This is a genomic window from Microcoleus sp. F4-D5, from assembly GCF_036704885.1.
Classification (GTDB): domain Bacteria; phylum Cyanobacteriota; class Cyanobacteriia; order Cyanobacteriales; family Microcoleaceae; genus Microcoleus.
On record NZ_JAUBSX010000001.1, the window covers coordinates 49,746 to 62,687 of the forward strand.

At 44.2% G+C, this 12,942-nt stretch carries 14 protein-coding genes and 1 pseudogene; 6 read left to right on the forward strand and 9 right to left on the reverse strand.

All coding sequences use genetic code 11. The features are described 5' to 3' along the window. Nucleotides 1-1,149, reverse strand: a complete 1,149-nt coding sequence (locus QUA80_RS00245; protein WP_333420272.1) for a Re/Si-specific NAD(P)(+) transhydrogenase subunit alpha — start codon at nt 1,147-1,149, stop codon at nt 1-3. A 623-nt stretch (nt 1,150-1,772) separates the two neighbouring features. Between QUA80_RS00245 and QUA80_RS00250 the strand changes: the two genes are divergently transcribed. From QUA80_RS00250 to QUA80_RS00260, 3 genes are all read left to right on the forward strand, one after another. After that, nucleotides 1,773-2,285 (forward strand): DUF2808 domain-containing protein, encoded by a 513-nt coding sequence (locus QUA80_RS00250; RefSeq protein WP_333420274.1) that lies wholly within the window; start codon nt 1,773-1,775, stop codon nt 2,283-2,285. A 301-nt stretch (nt 2,286-2,586) separates the two neighbouring features. Next, entirely contained in the window at nt 2,587-3,858 is a 1,272-nt protein-coding gene (locus QUA80_RS00255) for an MFS transporter (RefSeq protein WP_333420276.1), read from the forward strand. A gap of 347 nt (nt 3,859-4,205) precedes the next feature. Further along, complete coding sequence (locus tag QUA80_RS00260) at nt 4,206-5,783, forward strand: DHA2 family efflux MFS transporter permease subunit (RefSeq protein ID WP_333420278.1); 1,578 nt, start codon at nt 4,206-4,208, stop codon at nt 5,781-5,783. A gap of 215 nt (nt 5,784-5,998) precedes the next feature. Here the strand turns inward: QUA80_RS00260 and QUA80_RS00265 are convergent, their stop codons facing one another. The 5 genes from QUA80_RS00265 to QUA80_RS00285 all read right to left on the reverse strand — a co-directional run bounded on the left by QUA80_RS00265 (nt 5,999) and on the right by QUA80_RS00285 (nt 10,478). After that, nucleotides 5,999-6,766 (reverse strand): ATP-binding cassette domain-containing protein, encoded by a 768-nt coding sequence (locus QUA80_RS00265; RefSeq protein ID WP_333420281.1) that lies wholly within the window; start codon nt 6,764-6,766, stop codon nt 5,999-6,001. A gap of 159 nt (nt 6,767-6,925) precedes the next feature. After that, nucleotides 6,926-7,804: a glycine--tRNA ligase subunit alpha gene (glyQ, locus tag QUA80_RS00270; RefSeq protein WP_333420283.1), complete on the reverse strand. Its 879-nt coding sequence runs from the start codon at nt 7,802-7,804 to the stop codon at nt 6,926-6,928. Nucleotides 7,805-7,988: 184 nt separating this feature from the next. Next, nucleotides 7,989-8,324 carry an element excision factor XisI family protein gene (locus tag QUA80_RS00275; protein ID WP_333420285.1) on the reverse strand — a complete coding sequence of 112 codons (336 nt, stop codon included), beginning with the start codon at nt 8,322-8,324 and terminating at the stop codon, nt 7,989-7,991. Then, nucleotides 8,309-8,728, reverse strand: coding sequence for a XisH family protein (locus tag QUA80_RS00280; protein ID WP_333420287.1), 420 nt, complete (start codon nt 8,726-8,728; stop codon nt 8,309-8,311). The genes QUA80_RS00275 and QUA80_RS00280 overlap by 16 nt, the downstream gene beginning before the upstream one ends. Nucleotides 8,729-8,945: 217 nt before the next feature. Then, nucleotides 8,946-10,478 carry a hypothetical protein gene (locus tag QUA80_RS00285; protein ID WP_333420289.1) on the reverse strand — a complete coding sequence of 511 codons (1,533 nt, stop codon included), beginning with the start codon at nt 10,476-10,478 and terminating at the stop codon, nt 8,946-8,948. 109 nt (nt 10,479-10,587) lie between these two features. Here QUA80_RS00285 and QUA80_RS00290 point away from each other — a divergent pair, with 109 nt between their 5' ends. Next, nucleotides 10,588-10,944: a response regulator gene (locus QUA80_RS00290; protein ID WP_333420648.1), complete on the forward strand. Its 357-nt coding sequence runs from the start codon at nt 10,588-10,590 to the stop codon at nt 10,942-10,944. Nucleotides 10,945-10,994: 50 nt separating this feature from the next. Here QUA80_RS00290 and QUA80_RS00295 read toward each other — a convergent pair whose 3' ends face one another. Further along, entirely contained in the window at nt 10,995-11,264 is a 270-nt protein-coding gene (locus QUA80_RS00295) for an XRE family transcriptional regulator (protein WP_333420291.1), read from the reverse strand. 111 nt (nt 11,265-11,375) lie between these two features. Here QUA80_RS00295 and QUA80_RS00300 point away from each other — a divergent pair. Together QUA80_RS00300 and QUA80_RS00305 are read left to right on the forward strand one after the other, a co-directional pair. Beyond that, nucleotides 11,376-12,074: pseudogene (locus QUA80_RS00300) on the forward strand (Rpn family recombination-promoting nuclease/putative transposase); the annotation flags it as partial. Continuing rightward, on the forward strand, nt 12,058-12,219 hold the full coding sequence (locus QUA80_RS00305) for a hypothetical protein (protein WP_333420293.1): 162 nt from the start codon (nt 12,058-12,060) through the stop codon (nt 12,217-12,219). The pseudogene QUA80_RS00300 and the gene QUA80_RS00305, both read left to right, overlap by 17 nt. 29 nt (nt 12,220-12,248) lie before the next feature. Here QUA80_RS00305 and QUA80_RS00310 read toward each other — a convergent pair whose 3' ends face one another. Further along, the gene (locus tag QUA80_RS00310; protein ID WP_333420295.1) at nt 12,249-12,536 is read right to left on the reverse strand and encodes an NfeD family protein; all 288 of its coding nucleotides are present in this window, start codon (nt 12,534-12,536) and stop codon (nt 12,249-12,251) included. A gap of 94 nt (nt 12,537-12,630) precedes the next feature. Further along, nucleotides 12,631-12,918: an NfeD family protein gene (locus QUA80_RS00315; RefSeq protein ID WP_333128351.1), complete on the reverse strand. Its 288-nt coding sequence runs from the start codon at nt 12,916-12,918 to the stop codon at nt 12,631-12,633. Nucleotides 12,919-12,942: the final 24 nt, after the last annotated feature.

Consider the following 12,942-nt stretch of genomic DNA (forward strand, 5'->3'; position numbering starts at 1 on the left):
CTAACTGACGGCTGAAGCCTCAGCCGTCAAAGCATCGCGAACTCGCTGGTTACTAATCTCGCCATCGCGGGCGACACAAGCACCAGCAATGATATCGTCTTCAAAATTCAAATTGAGTTCCTTATCTTTCAGCATCAACTGAACTAAAGCCGAGATATTCTTCGAGTAAGTTTCGCTAGCGTGTATCGGCAGCGACGAGGGCAAATTAATCGGGCCGATGACATTAACGCCGTTCCATTCAACATCTTTCCCCGCTTCAGAACATTCGCAATTGCCGCCTTGTTCGGCCGCGAGGTCAACAATTACCGATCCGGGCTTCATTTGAGAAACCATTTCTCTAGTAACTAAAATAGGTGCTTTTCTGCCGGGAACTTGAGCAGTTGTAATCACTGCATCGGAAGCGCTGACGTGTTGGGTGAGCACTTGGCGGCTGTATTCTTTAGCCGCTTCCGATAATTCTTTTGCATAGCCCCCTGCTGCTACTGTTTCTTCCTTGAGTTCGACATCAAGAAATTTAGCGCCCAAGCTTTGCACTTGTTCTTTTGTTTCCGGGCGGATGTCAAATGCTTCCACGACAGCGCCCAAACGGCGCGCAGTGGCGATCGCCTGCAAGCCAGCAACGCCCGCACCCATTACCAATACTTTCGCGGGGCGAATCGTACCCGCCGCCGTTGTCAGCATCGGAAAATATTTCGGCAAAGCAGCGGCTGCGATCAGTACCGCTTTGTAACCGGCGACGTTAGCCTGAGATGACAGCGCATCCATGCTTTGAGCTCGGCTGGTGCGCGGGATCATTTCCATGCTGAATGCCGTTACTTTGCGATCGGCTAAACGCTGCACTAAAGCCGGATTTCCCAGAGGATTCAAAAATCCGATGAAAACACTTCCTTCCCGGAGTTGATGAACTTCTGATTCTTGCAATTCCCCAATTTTCACCACGACATCGGCTTTGCCCCACAGCGTCGCGGTATCGGCGACAACCTGAGCTCCCGCTTCTTCGTAAGCAAGATCCGAGAAAAAGGATTTTGCCCCCGCACCGGCTTCCAGCCAAACTTCGACGCCTTGTTTGACTAATCGGGCCACAGCGTCGGGTACTAAAGCCACCCGGCGTTCCCCTGCTTCTATTTCTTTTGCGATCGCTAATTTCATACACTCTCCTTATTTAAGCTTTCCCAGGACGGTTGAAACCGCGCCTACACAGACATGGCGTTTGAAACCTCGTCTACACGAGACTTTACCTGCCTCGGCAAGTTTCTTGAAGTGCGATTTTTAATCGCCCGATGCCTTGCTTTACATGGGAGTAGCCGTTGCCCTAAAGTTCTCTCGTTGATACTAAAGCCGATCGCCCAAATACGAGCCGTATCTTTAACTTATCTTATACATTCAAATTCGCTAAATAGTTAAGTTTGCCGCCGATTATGATATAATTTTATGTTGCCTAAATTTGTAGTTTAAATGTCAGTTATCAGTATTACGCAAAAAATAATTGACGATCGAGCAATTTGTTCCGAGGTTCCCAGATTCAGCGTTTCGCAGACTTAGGATGGAGGCAAAGACAAGCCTCGGGTTCTAACCGGCCCCCAGATTCATTTTCAAAGCAGACGGGAGTAAATCTAAAATCTAAAATCTAAAATCTAAAATCTAAAATCTAAAATCTAAAATCGGCTCGCCCTCATCAAATTGCTGAGAGATTCGATATATTGTAGGCACGATCGCAACTTTCGGGCGATCGATATTGAAGGTTCACCAAGAGTTTAATTAGAGGAGTTGTTATGCGACGATTATTTTCAGCACTAGCGGTTACAGGTTGCTTGGTGGCTGGGTTGCCCGCCATCAGTTTAGCCCAGTCCATGCCGGGATTCACGATTTTCGGAGGCCCCGAGCGCGCCAACCAATTAAACTATCGCTTGGATTACGGCAAAGCGGGGATGAGCGGCGATAGATATCGGCTGCGAATTCCTTCCAAAAAAGTAAGTTTGGCGATCGCCCAACTCAACATATCCTATCCAGACTACTACAAAGGCGAATTCGACCAAAAAGACATTAAAGTGCGCGTCAAAGACAAAACAATCCCATTGCAAGAAGTAATTTGGGACAAAGAAAATCGTTTCATAGAAATTTATCCCGCAGAACCAATTGCCGCCGGCAACAATGTTGAGGTTGTACTCTCCAACGTCAGAAACCCATCTCCGGGCGGAATGTACCATTTCAACGTCCGCATCCGCACCCCTGGGGACGTTCCCTTGCTGCGTTATCTCGGTACTTGGCTGTTGAGCATTAGTTGAGGGAAGAGTTCGGGTTTGAGTTCGGGGAAATAATTTTTCGTCAGTCAAGCGATCGCAACAGAAAAATTTAACTGTTGCGATCGTTTTCTTGCGTAGAAAAATTTAACAATACTCAAATCCGGGTTTTCGGGAGTTGTAAAATAGAACCTCCGGCTCATATCGCAATTCTCAATGATTCGTAATAATGATTCTAGGGGCAGTCCCCCGATGGTTGCCCTTCGCTAATTAGGGGTAGGTACAGGGGCGCTACCCCTAAAAAATGTTTACCAATCAAATAGGATTGCTCTAGCCGTACTGTCGCATGAATCTACTAGCAAAAATCAAAACAATAAAACTTCCTCCAGCGCTGCGATCGAGAAATTATCGCCTGTTTTTTGCAGGACAAGGCATCTCCCTAATTGGCAATTGGATGACGCAAGTCGCTACTGTTTGGCTTGTCTACAATTTGAGCGATTCACCTTGGATGCTGGGCTTAGTGGGATTTACAAGTCAAATCCCCACATTAATTTTACTGCCTTTTGCAGGAGTTTTAATCGATCGCTGGAACCGCCACCGAGTCATAATTGCCACTCAAATATTAGCAATGGTTCAATCCTTAGCGCTAGCATTTTTAGCGCTAACAGGAGTCGTGAACATTTGGCAGATCCTGGTACTGAGTTTCTTTCAAGGCGCAATTAATGCCTTTGACGCGCCGGCACGGCAAGCTTTTGTACCCGAACTCGTAGAAAAGAAAGAAGATTTAGCAAATGCGATCGCCATTAATGCTTCGATGTTCAACGCAGCCAGACTAATCGGCCCAGCAATGGCAGGTTTGCTGATAGCGACAGTCGGTCCAAGTTATTGTTTTCTCATTGACGGACTCAGCTACCTCGCTGTAATTGCAGGCTTATTAGCGATGCAGATCGAACCCCGTAAAATTGCAGCAACTAATACCAAACCCTTACAAAGATTAAAAGAAGGATTCGTTTATGCCTTCGGGTTTACCCCGATTCGAGCAATTTTACTGCTATTATCATTAGTCAGTTTTGCCGGAATGTCGCACACAGTTTTAGTCCCAATTTTTGCCACCAAAATCCTGCACGGCGACGCCCAAACTCTGGGCTTTTTGATGGCTGCTTCGGGAGTCGGAGCCTTTGGGGGAGCGATTTATTTGATTTCGCGCAAAAGTGTAGTTGGCCTCGGCAAATGGATTGCAATTTCACCCGCAATTATGGGATTCGGACTGATAGGTTTTGCTGTGTCCCACTTCTTGTGGCTGTCATTAATCATGATGTTGTTTGTGGGGTTTGGTTTCATTATCCAATTTGCAGGAGGAAACACATTTTTGCAAACAATTGTGGAAGACGACAAACGCGGAAGAGTGATGAGCATATACACCATGGCATTTTTTGGAGTGACACCGTTTGGGAATTTAGTTGCCGGCGGATTGGCAAATTATATCGGCGCTCCCAATACAGTCATCATTGGAGGTATAATTTGTATTTTAGGCTCGGTAGTTTTTACCAAACAGTTGCCAGCTTTAAAAAACATAGTCCGACCACTGTATCAAAAAATGGGTTTAATTTCGCACTAGCGATTTAGCGGATCGGCAAAAATGCCAACATTAAACAACATTCCCAAAGCTAATATCTGACAAAAATTTCAAAGGTGGTACCCGCCACGTGATTTATCCGTGGAATCAATCGAAAGCATCTCAAATCTAAAATCCTCAAGCCCCCAAATTTATCCGTGGGGTCGCCTCCAAAATCCAAAATCCAAAATCCAAAATCCAAAATCTAAAATCTAAAATCTAAAATCGAATGACTGTAACTCTAGCAATCCTCAACTATTTGTAAAATTCTCTCTTCTCTTTCTCTGCGCCCTCTGCGCCCTCTGCGGTTAAAAAAATCCAAATTAATTACGCAACCAGAGGTTAAACCAATGGCAAATACAAGTGCAATACCACAGCAGAGCGATCGCGTTCCCTTAAAAACCTGGATCGGCGTCATGGGAACAATTCTCGGCGCTTTCATGGCAGTTTTGGACATCCAAATCACCAACGCATCACTCAGAGATATTCAAGCAGCTTTAGGCGCAACTTTAGAAGAAGGTTCTTGGATTTCCACCGCGTATCTAGTCGCAGAAATTGTAGTAATTCCGATTACGGGTTGGCTGTCGCAGGTGTTTTCTGTCCGTCGCTACATCTTGGTAAATGCGGCTTTCTTTGTATTCTTTTCCATGTGCTGCGCTTGGGCGTGGGATTTGAATTCAATGATTGTGTTTCGGGCTTTGCAGGGATTGACGGGCGGCATTTTAATTCCGATGGCTTTTACATTTTTGCTGACCAATTTGCCGCCCAAAAAGCAGCCAATCGGCATGGCGATGTTTGCACTGACAGCTACTTTTGCACCATCCATCGGGCCGACATTGGGAGGGTGGCTGACTGAGAATTACGGCTGGCAATATGTCTTTTATTTAAATTTAATTCCCGGGCTGCTGCTGCTAGCTGCTGTGTGGTACGCCGTCGCCCCCGCACCGCTGAAACTCGAACTGCTAAAAGAGGGCGACTGGTGGGGAATTATCTCGATGGCGATCGGCTTGGGTTCTCTGCAAGTCGTGTTAGAAGAAGGCAGCCGCAAGGACTGGTTTAGTTCTGATTTTATTGTCCGTTTAAGCATAATTGCAGCAATATTTCTCAGCGCTTTTTTCTGGATTGAACTAACTCGCAAACGACCGTTTATTAACTTGCGCTTGCTGACTCGCCGCAATTTCGGTTTAGCTAGTATTGTGAATATTTCCTTGGGGGTGGGATTGTACGGTTCGGTGTACATTTTGCCGCTGTATTTAGGTCAGATTCAGCAGTACAATGCCATGCAAATTGGCGAGGTGATTATGTGGGCCGGGGTGCCGCAGTTATTCATCGTGCCGATCGTGCCGAAATTGATGCAGCGAATCGATATGCGGGTGATGATTGGTATCGGCGTGAGTTTGTTTGCGGTGAGTTGTTTTATGAATGCCAGCATGACTCACGATACGGGTATCGATCAGTTGCGTTGGTCGCAATTAGTTAGGGCATTGGGACAGCCTTTAATTATGGTGCCGCTGTCAACTATTGCCACTGCTGGTATGGAGAAACACGAGGCTGGTTCGGCTTCTGGTTTGTTTAATATGATGCGAAATATGGGAGGTTCGATGGGGATTGCGGCGCTAGCAACTTTGGTGACGCAACGCGAGCAATTTCACTCGAATCGATTGGGGGAATCTGTTTCTTTGTACAATCCGGCAACGCAGGAGCGAATTAATCAAATGACTCAGTATTTTGTGAGTCGCGGTGCAGATTTAAGCGTGGCAAAAGACCAGGCAATTAAAGCAATTGATAATATTGTCCGCCGTGAAGCTTATGTAATGGCTTTTAATGATTGTTTTTATTTTGTGGGAATTGCTTTGCTGTTAAGCGGGATTGCTATTTTGGGTTTTAAAAAGGTGAAAGCGGGTGCGGGTGCTGGGGGAGCTCATTGATGATGTATGGCGCGGAGTGCGCTGCATCTTTGGGGCGGGCAGGATGCCCACCCCACAAGAATTTTAAGAGTTTTCAAAATGCCAACTATAGCAACCGCCAAGACGGTTAGGACATTCTTAATCGCTGAAACCATTGGTATTACTGCTTCTTCCTTCTTCCTTCTTCCTTCTTCCTTCTTCCTTCTTCCTTCTGCTATAAATGTTTTTTAGCTGATTCACCATTCTTGTTGAGCTTCTGCTTCTGCTTGGATTAAATTTTGCCGCAGTTGCCCCCAATTTATTTGATGGGAGGGCAAATCTTCGATGAGCTTTCCGCGCTGTAAATGCAGAATTCGCGTGCTAAATTGCTCGGCTAATTCTAATTGGTGGTTTACCATTATAATTGTGGTTTGGCCGTTTGTTAGCTGTGTCAATACTTGCAAAAGGTGGGCGGCTTTTCCTGCGTCTAGGGCGGATGTTGGCTCGTCTAAAAGCAAGATTTTTGGTTGCAGGATGATGCCGCGGGCGATCGCCACGAGCTGTTTTTGGCCTGTGGAAAGCTGGAATTCGCTGCGATCTAGCCATTCTTGGGGTATGTGCAGTTGTTCGATCGCCCCGCTAATTCTCTCTGCAATGTTTGATGCAGTCACGCCCCGCAGCTTCAAAGGATAAGCCAATGCTTCTCGCACCGACATTCCCAAAAGCTTGGATTCTTGCAGGATGAGGGTGATTTGTTTGCGGAGTTCGATCGCAGGTATTTGGCGATATTCTGTATTTTCCAGATAAATCGAGCCGCTGGTGGGACTGCTGAGCCGATTTAGCAACCGCAACAGCGTTGTTTTGCCGGCACCTGAAGGGCCAACAATTGCCACGCGAGATCCCTTGTGTACCTGAAACGATATATTTTCCAACAAATAACTTGAGGCGATCGGTGTTTTCAAGCTTACACCGTCAATTCGCAGTTGAGGATTTGTTTCTGTATTATTGTCTGAATAATTAGGCATTTAATTAATTAAAAATATGACCTTCGTGGAACGGGCCGGAGAGCCCGTTCTTAAGGCAGACAAGATGCCCACTCCCCAATCCAACTCACTCTTTATGGAACTGACATCTTGCCCGTTCTTAAGGCAGGCAAGATGCCCCCCTCACAATCCAACTCCAACTCAAACTTTTACAGCTTTTTCTAAAGGAAAACCCAGCTTTTCGCGCTGTTCCAAATAAAGCTGAGCAACTCGCCGCGCCAAATTGCGAATTTTGGTAATATACCGAGTTCTTTCCGTTACAGAAATCACACCTCTAGCGTCGAGCAAATTAAAAGTGTGAGAACATTTTAACACATAATCAAGACTCGGCAAAACCAATCCTTTTTTTGTCAGTTGTTCGGCTTCTTGCTCGTACAATCCAAATAGAGTAAACAGCAATTCCGGATTGGAAGCTTCAAAGTTATAAGTACACTGTTCTATTTCTCCTTGCAGGTGAACATCGCCGTAAGTTATGCCATCTTTCCACTGAATTTTCGTCATGGCATCGACTTCTTGGAGATACATTGCTAGGCGTTCTAGTCCGTAGGTAATTTCAATGGAGACGGGGCGACAGTCAATGCTACCGCACTGCTGAAAGTAGGTAAATTGGGTGATTTCCATACCGTCGAGCCAGACTTCCCAGCCGACGCCCCAAGCTCCGAGGGTGGGCGATTCCCAGTTGTCTTCTACGAAACGAATGTCGTGGTCTTCTGGGCTAACTCCTAATGCTATGAGGGAGTCTAAATAGATGTCTTGGATGTTGGGAGGAGAGGGTTTAATTAAAACTTGATATTGATAGTAATGTTGGAAGCGGTTGGGATTTTCGCCGTAGCGTCCGTCGGTGGGGCGGCGACAGGGTTCGATGTAGGCGACTGACCAAGGTTCGGGGCCGATTGCTCTGAGAAAGGTGTGGGGATTCATGGTTCCTGCACCTTTTTCTGTGTCGTAGGATTGGGCGATCAGGCAGCCTCGATCGCTCCAGAATTTGTTTAAGGTGGCAATGATTGATTGAAAGTTCACTGGTTTAAATCTGGTTAGTAGGTGTCTAAACTTATTTAAGCATACTCAAGGCAGGGTTTTTTGAAATAAACCCTGCCGAAATTAGACAAGAGATGCCGAAAGTATCGGTAGATATTTAAGTTTTTTTTTCAGGTATCTTGTATCGATCGAGTTATGGCGATCGCTCTCTCTGTAATGGCGATCGCTACACCGCCTGAAACACGACTGGGCTAGCACTACTTTGATAATCAAGACCAGTCATAATATGCTCTGGTTGGATACCTGCGACAATCAGTGCAGCAGTTAACCCTTCCTCAAAGTTATCTTCTTCAATGATGACATGGCGATCGACTAAGCGAGCGTGAAACAGAATCGTGTCGATCCAGCGTTGCTTATCCCAGCCTGTAGCGAGAATCAGGAAATGACCTGAATCCGTATCGCAGACAGGATAAAGCTGAATCGCTTGTAAGCGAGGTTGCGATCGTGTTGCTTCTTGTAGCGTTTGTTTCAGGATATCTGCATAATTTAGTGAGCGATCCATTGAACAATAGCCTCCTGCTGTGGTTCGTAAACTAATAAGTTAATTCTATTCCGTTGAACGGCTAGCTGAAAAATAGGTTTTTGGAAGTGTCGAATATAGATGGTTTGGGCGATCGCTAGAAATAACTCCCGTTTGGGATCTTGCTCCTCCAATGCCCATTGGTAAAGCTGAATCTGTCCCATCGTTTTTTCCAGTTCATTAATTACTGAAGGAGAGTCGAAGTCTTTGATTTCCACAGCTATTTTCCGTTCTTCTTTTTCTGCTGCGAAAAACTTTTCTGCTCCTAAATCAGGTTTCAATATCGTTTGTTCTAACACTAAGATTAACGGGTCATCCGTAATTGTCCACCCATCTTTTTCGAGAGTATGGCGCAGGGATAAATGTAAATTATCGCGTCTAGACATTAGTTATGAAAGCTTGATTTATAGTTATATTTTAGCATAATTTGATACAATTTGCCACAGCTTGATGAGGAACAAAAATTTAGAGAATCATTTCATTCCTTAATATGGTTCTCCGGCGCGTTGAGTCACGACGCGACGCAGAGAGGCTGGTACATAACTCATGCTGCTGTCTGTAAGTGTTTGTAAGCATGAGCTTTGGCTAAGCGCACCCAAGGTTCTAGGAGCAAGTATCGATCGAGTTCGACTCTGTGTTATCCTCAGAGGCAATAAAAGGAAAAGACCTGCAAATCAATCCGTGTTTACTTCGTCCCAATGGATCATCTATCTCAATTTTTATATACTCCATATAATTACCATGATACTCTAGAATTGCAAGAAATACCCGCACAACTAGGTTTGACAACTTGTAAAGTTCAAGAGGTACATCCACTTTCTTAAATCCTTTATGAACAATGTCGTTTCTTATTTTTATGAACTCTAATCCTGGAAATAAGTCTTCATATGGCACACTATAAGTCTTAAACATTTCCTGGAGGCTAGTTCGTAAATCTTTTTTTATTTTATTGTATGAACCACTCTCACAAGACTCTCTAACTTGACTAGAAAAAATATTATACTTTTCAAGAACGTCTGGGTTATCAATTTCTTTCTGGCAGTCAGATACAACGTCTAAAATCTTTTTTCTGATTTTTTGGGAAATATTCTTAGGAAGAAGCTTCTTCTTACTATCCTTGATAAAATATGCTTCCTTTAATGATTCTAAAACCGTACATAAAAGTAAGAAATTAACTTCAGCCCTAGGGCTAACAAATGTATCAATGTACCAGGTTAAGGCTAAACCTACACCTTTATCGCTGAAGGTTTCCCGTGTCAATTTTTTAGCACACTGCTGAATGAATAGATATAAATCAGGTGATTGTATAACAGCTATTCCTCTTGCTTCACTACGTAGTTTTCTCCCTGACCAGTATTCACTTTTTATCTGAAAATGCTCAGACCTCACGGCCTTAATTCTATATATTTTATCAACGCAATGCCCCGATGCAAGTGAAAGAAGAGATATGAGCCAAGCACAATAATTTTCATAGGAATCTTGTTCATTTTCACGAATATTTCTGAGTGTCATCTCTGCGCTTAAGATACCACTTTTATTGCTGCTTTCTCTTTCTCTAGTTGAAACGGACTCAATACACACTTCAGCTTCAAGGTTTCCTATTTTAGCTTTGAAATTGTCTATTACTTCTATATTTGCAAGACCATACGCAATTTCTTCGGTTCCTCCCTCTTCTAAGGAATCTAAATTGTAATCAATGTCCAAGTCCCTAAGTCTAACTTGAGATTTACCCTGTTGCTCCATATTTTTAGAGTTGTCAACCCCAAACGTGACTGGAAAGTTGGCATCAGCAATAATCGCCTTTATTTTCCATCCTTCAACTGTTTTGCCTTCAATCTCGTAATCACCATCATATGGTTGTTGAACCATCTCTATCTCTGTTTCAAGTCGATCGAGTTTCCTGAATTGCATAATATCTGCTGGCTTTATTGTCTCACCTTTTAACTTAGAAATGGGGACAAATTCATCAGATATTTTGTCATTAATGTGTTGATTTACTTGGGAGTTAATTTCACACAAAACATTGCCGTTTACATAGCAATATATATTAGCGTCATTGATTTCTATCGGCTGAGTATCTTCTTCGTGAAACTTCTTAAATAACCCTAAAAAAGTAAACTGCTTTTTAAGTTCCATACTGGGATCTCTAGAGAGTAAATAATCCTGTTTAAATTATGAGGTTGATTCAGCAGGTTGTCTGCTTCAATACCACACAGCCTAACAATTCAAATGCAGCATAGCACAAATTAAGAAAAAGCGCTTCGATTTAGTGCTGCTGGATGCAATCATGCCATATCTAGATGGATATGAGGTGACTGCACAAGTGCGTCAGAATCAGAAGTTATCTTTTATGCCTATTGTGCTGATGACAGATTGCGATAGTCCCAGCTTAGTTTATAGGCTAAATTGTGGGGCAGATGATTTTATTTGCAAGCCAATTAAACGGAAATATCTGCTGGCGAAGATTCGGGCGTTGTTGCGGTTGAAGTCTGCCATTGATGAACGCGATCGCCCTAGCCGCGCACGCTTGCGCGATCGCATTTACGAAGGTGCGGATACAATCACGAACGACATTACCATCCGCTTTCATCAACCCCTATAGCAATATCACAGTTTCAGCAGATTGATTTCCCCATTACGAGGGCGAAGATGTCAGGTAATTTCCGTATCGAGTCGCTTGAGGAAAAGCAGTAGTTTTCCCTCGCCCAATCGTTGAAACTCTCCGTTCATTAAATGAGATACTTCAGGCTGTGAAATGCCAAGAAGTTGACTAACTTCGCGTTGTTTCAAGTTGCGTTGTTTCAGGATACGGATTACTTGAATCCCTATTTTGCCTCGCATAAAAAGTTCCTCTGCATCCTTCAGACCGAGGTCAGCGAATACGTTGCCACTGCTTTCTTCAAAAATCGGTTCTTGTGTCATGGTTGTTCCTCTCTTGGCATGGTATGGTACCCATCTTCGATTCGCATCGACAACTCATGAAAGATGAATTGCCAGAAGCCGCAGATCGATCGCGCTTGAGTCAAAGTTGTTAAACTGGTAATCGAGCCAGCAGAGACAGCAGCAGAACAAGCACGGCAGTCGATCGCAATGGCCCGACAACAGTTGTCCGATCCAACCGTTCTACGCGATTTAATTAACCTCATCGAAACAATTATCGTCTACAAACTCCCCCAGAAAAGCCGCGAGGAAATTGCCGCCATGTTAAATTTAAGCGAACTCAGACAAACTCGATTTTACCAGGAAGTCAAGCAAGAAGGCTTAGAAGAAGGACTCGAACAAGGTGAGCGGCAGGCGAAGTTACAAGCCATTCGTCGCACGATAGGGTTGGGGATAAATTTAGAGACGATCGCGCAATTATTAGATTTGTCTCTCGAATTTCTTCGGCATACAATTAACAAAATCCAACGGGAATCGATGTCACTCCCCGAACAAAATATCGACTCATTTATCGAACTATTAACTCAGCAGCGATCGCTCTTCGGGGCCGAACAATTAACCGAACTAGCGCAGCTAATTGAACCATTATCAGATGAGATCGATGTCCTTTCAGAAGCGATTTCATCCTGGGCTGAAAATTACCCTTCAATTCAGGAAGCTCAAGCCAAACTGCTCGAACCGCTACCGCCGGCTAAGGCATCAGAAAAAGCAGCAGTCACCCGAGAAAGTAGCGAATCTCAAATCGGCGATCGCCTCAACAAACAAGCTCTGAAAAATGCCATTTTATTGTAGCCCCATCTGCCATATTTCTACTGGCAAATCAACAGAGGCAGATATTGCTGTCTGGCGTCAGATGTTGAGTGGAAGCGATCGCCAAATTGCCACTAAAAAACAGAACAGTCAGAACCCCGACTTATTCAAGAAGTCGGGGTTCTGACAGTGAAAAAGTTGAGATTACTTTTTAGTTTAGTCTGCAGGAGCCAGGGAAACTAACAGAGTGATGTTGTCAACGCCGATGACATAAACCGTGTCTCCCGGTGTGAGAGTGATTTGGCGATCGCACCGTGCGGGCCACCAGCTACCTTGGAAGCGGACGCGACCTGTTTCATTCGGGTAAATCGATTCATCGACGACAGCTTCTTCGTTGAAGTAGTTAAAATTGGTGTTGATGTAGTTATCCATTAAGAGATTGTTTTCTGTGCTGTAGGTGTGAAGAGAAAAAATAGAACCGAAAGCTTTTACTACGTTAAACATTTTCCTGACTCCTTTTGTGTTAAAATATATCGAAGTTTAATCGCCTATTGATGCTATTTGAAAGGTTGCATTTCCTGGTTGTTCATGCTCTGATTTAGTCTGCAGGAGCGAGGGAAACTAACAGAGTGATGTTGTCAACGCCGATGACATAAACCGTGTCTCCCGGTGTGAGAGTGATTTGGCGATCGCACCGTGCGGGCCACCAGCTACCTTGGAAGCGGACGCGACCTGTTTGATTCGGGTAAATCGATTCATCGACGACAGCTTCTTCGTTGAAGTAGTTAAAATTCGTGTTGACGTAATTTCTGATGAGCATATTGTTAGCTGTGCTGTATCCTTGGGTGGAGAAAATCGATCCGAAAGCTTTTACTACGTTGAACATGATATTTACTCCTGTTGTGTTAAA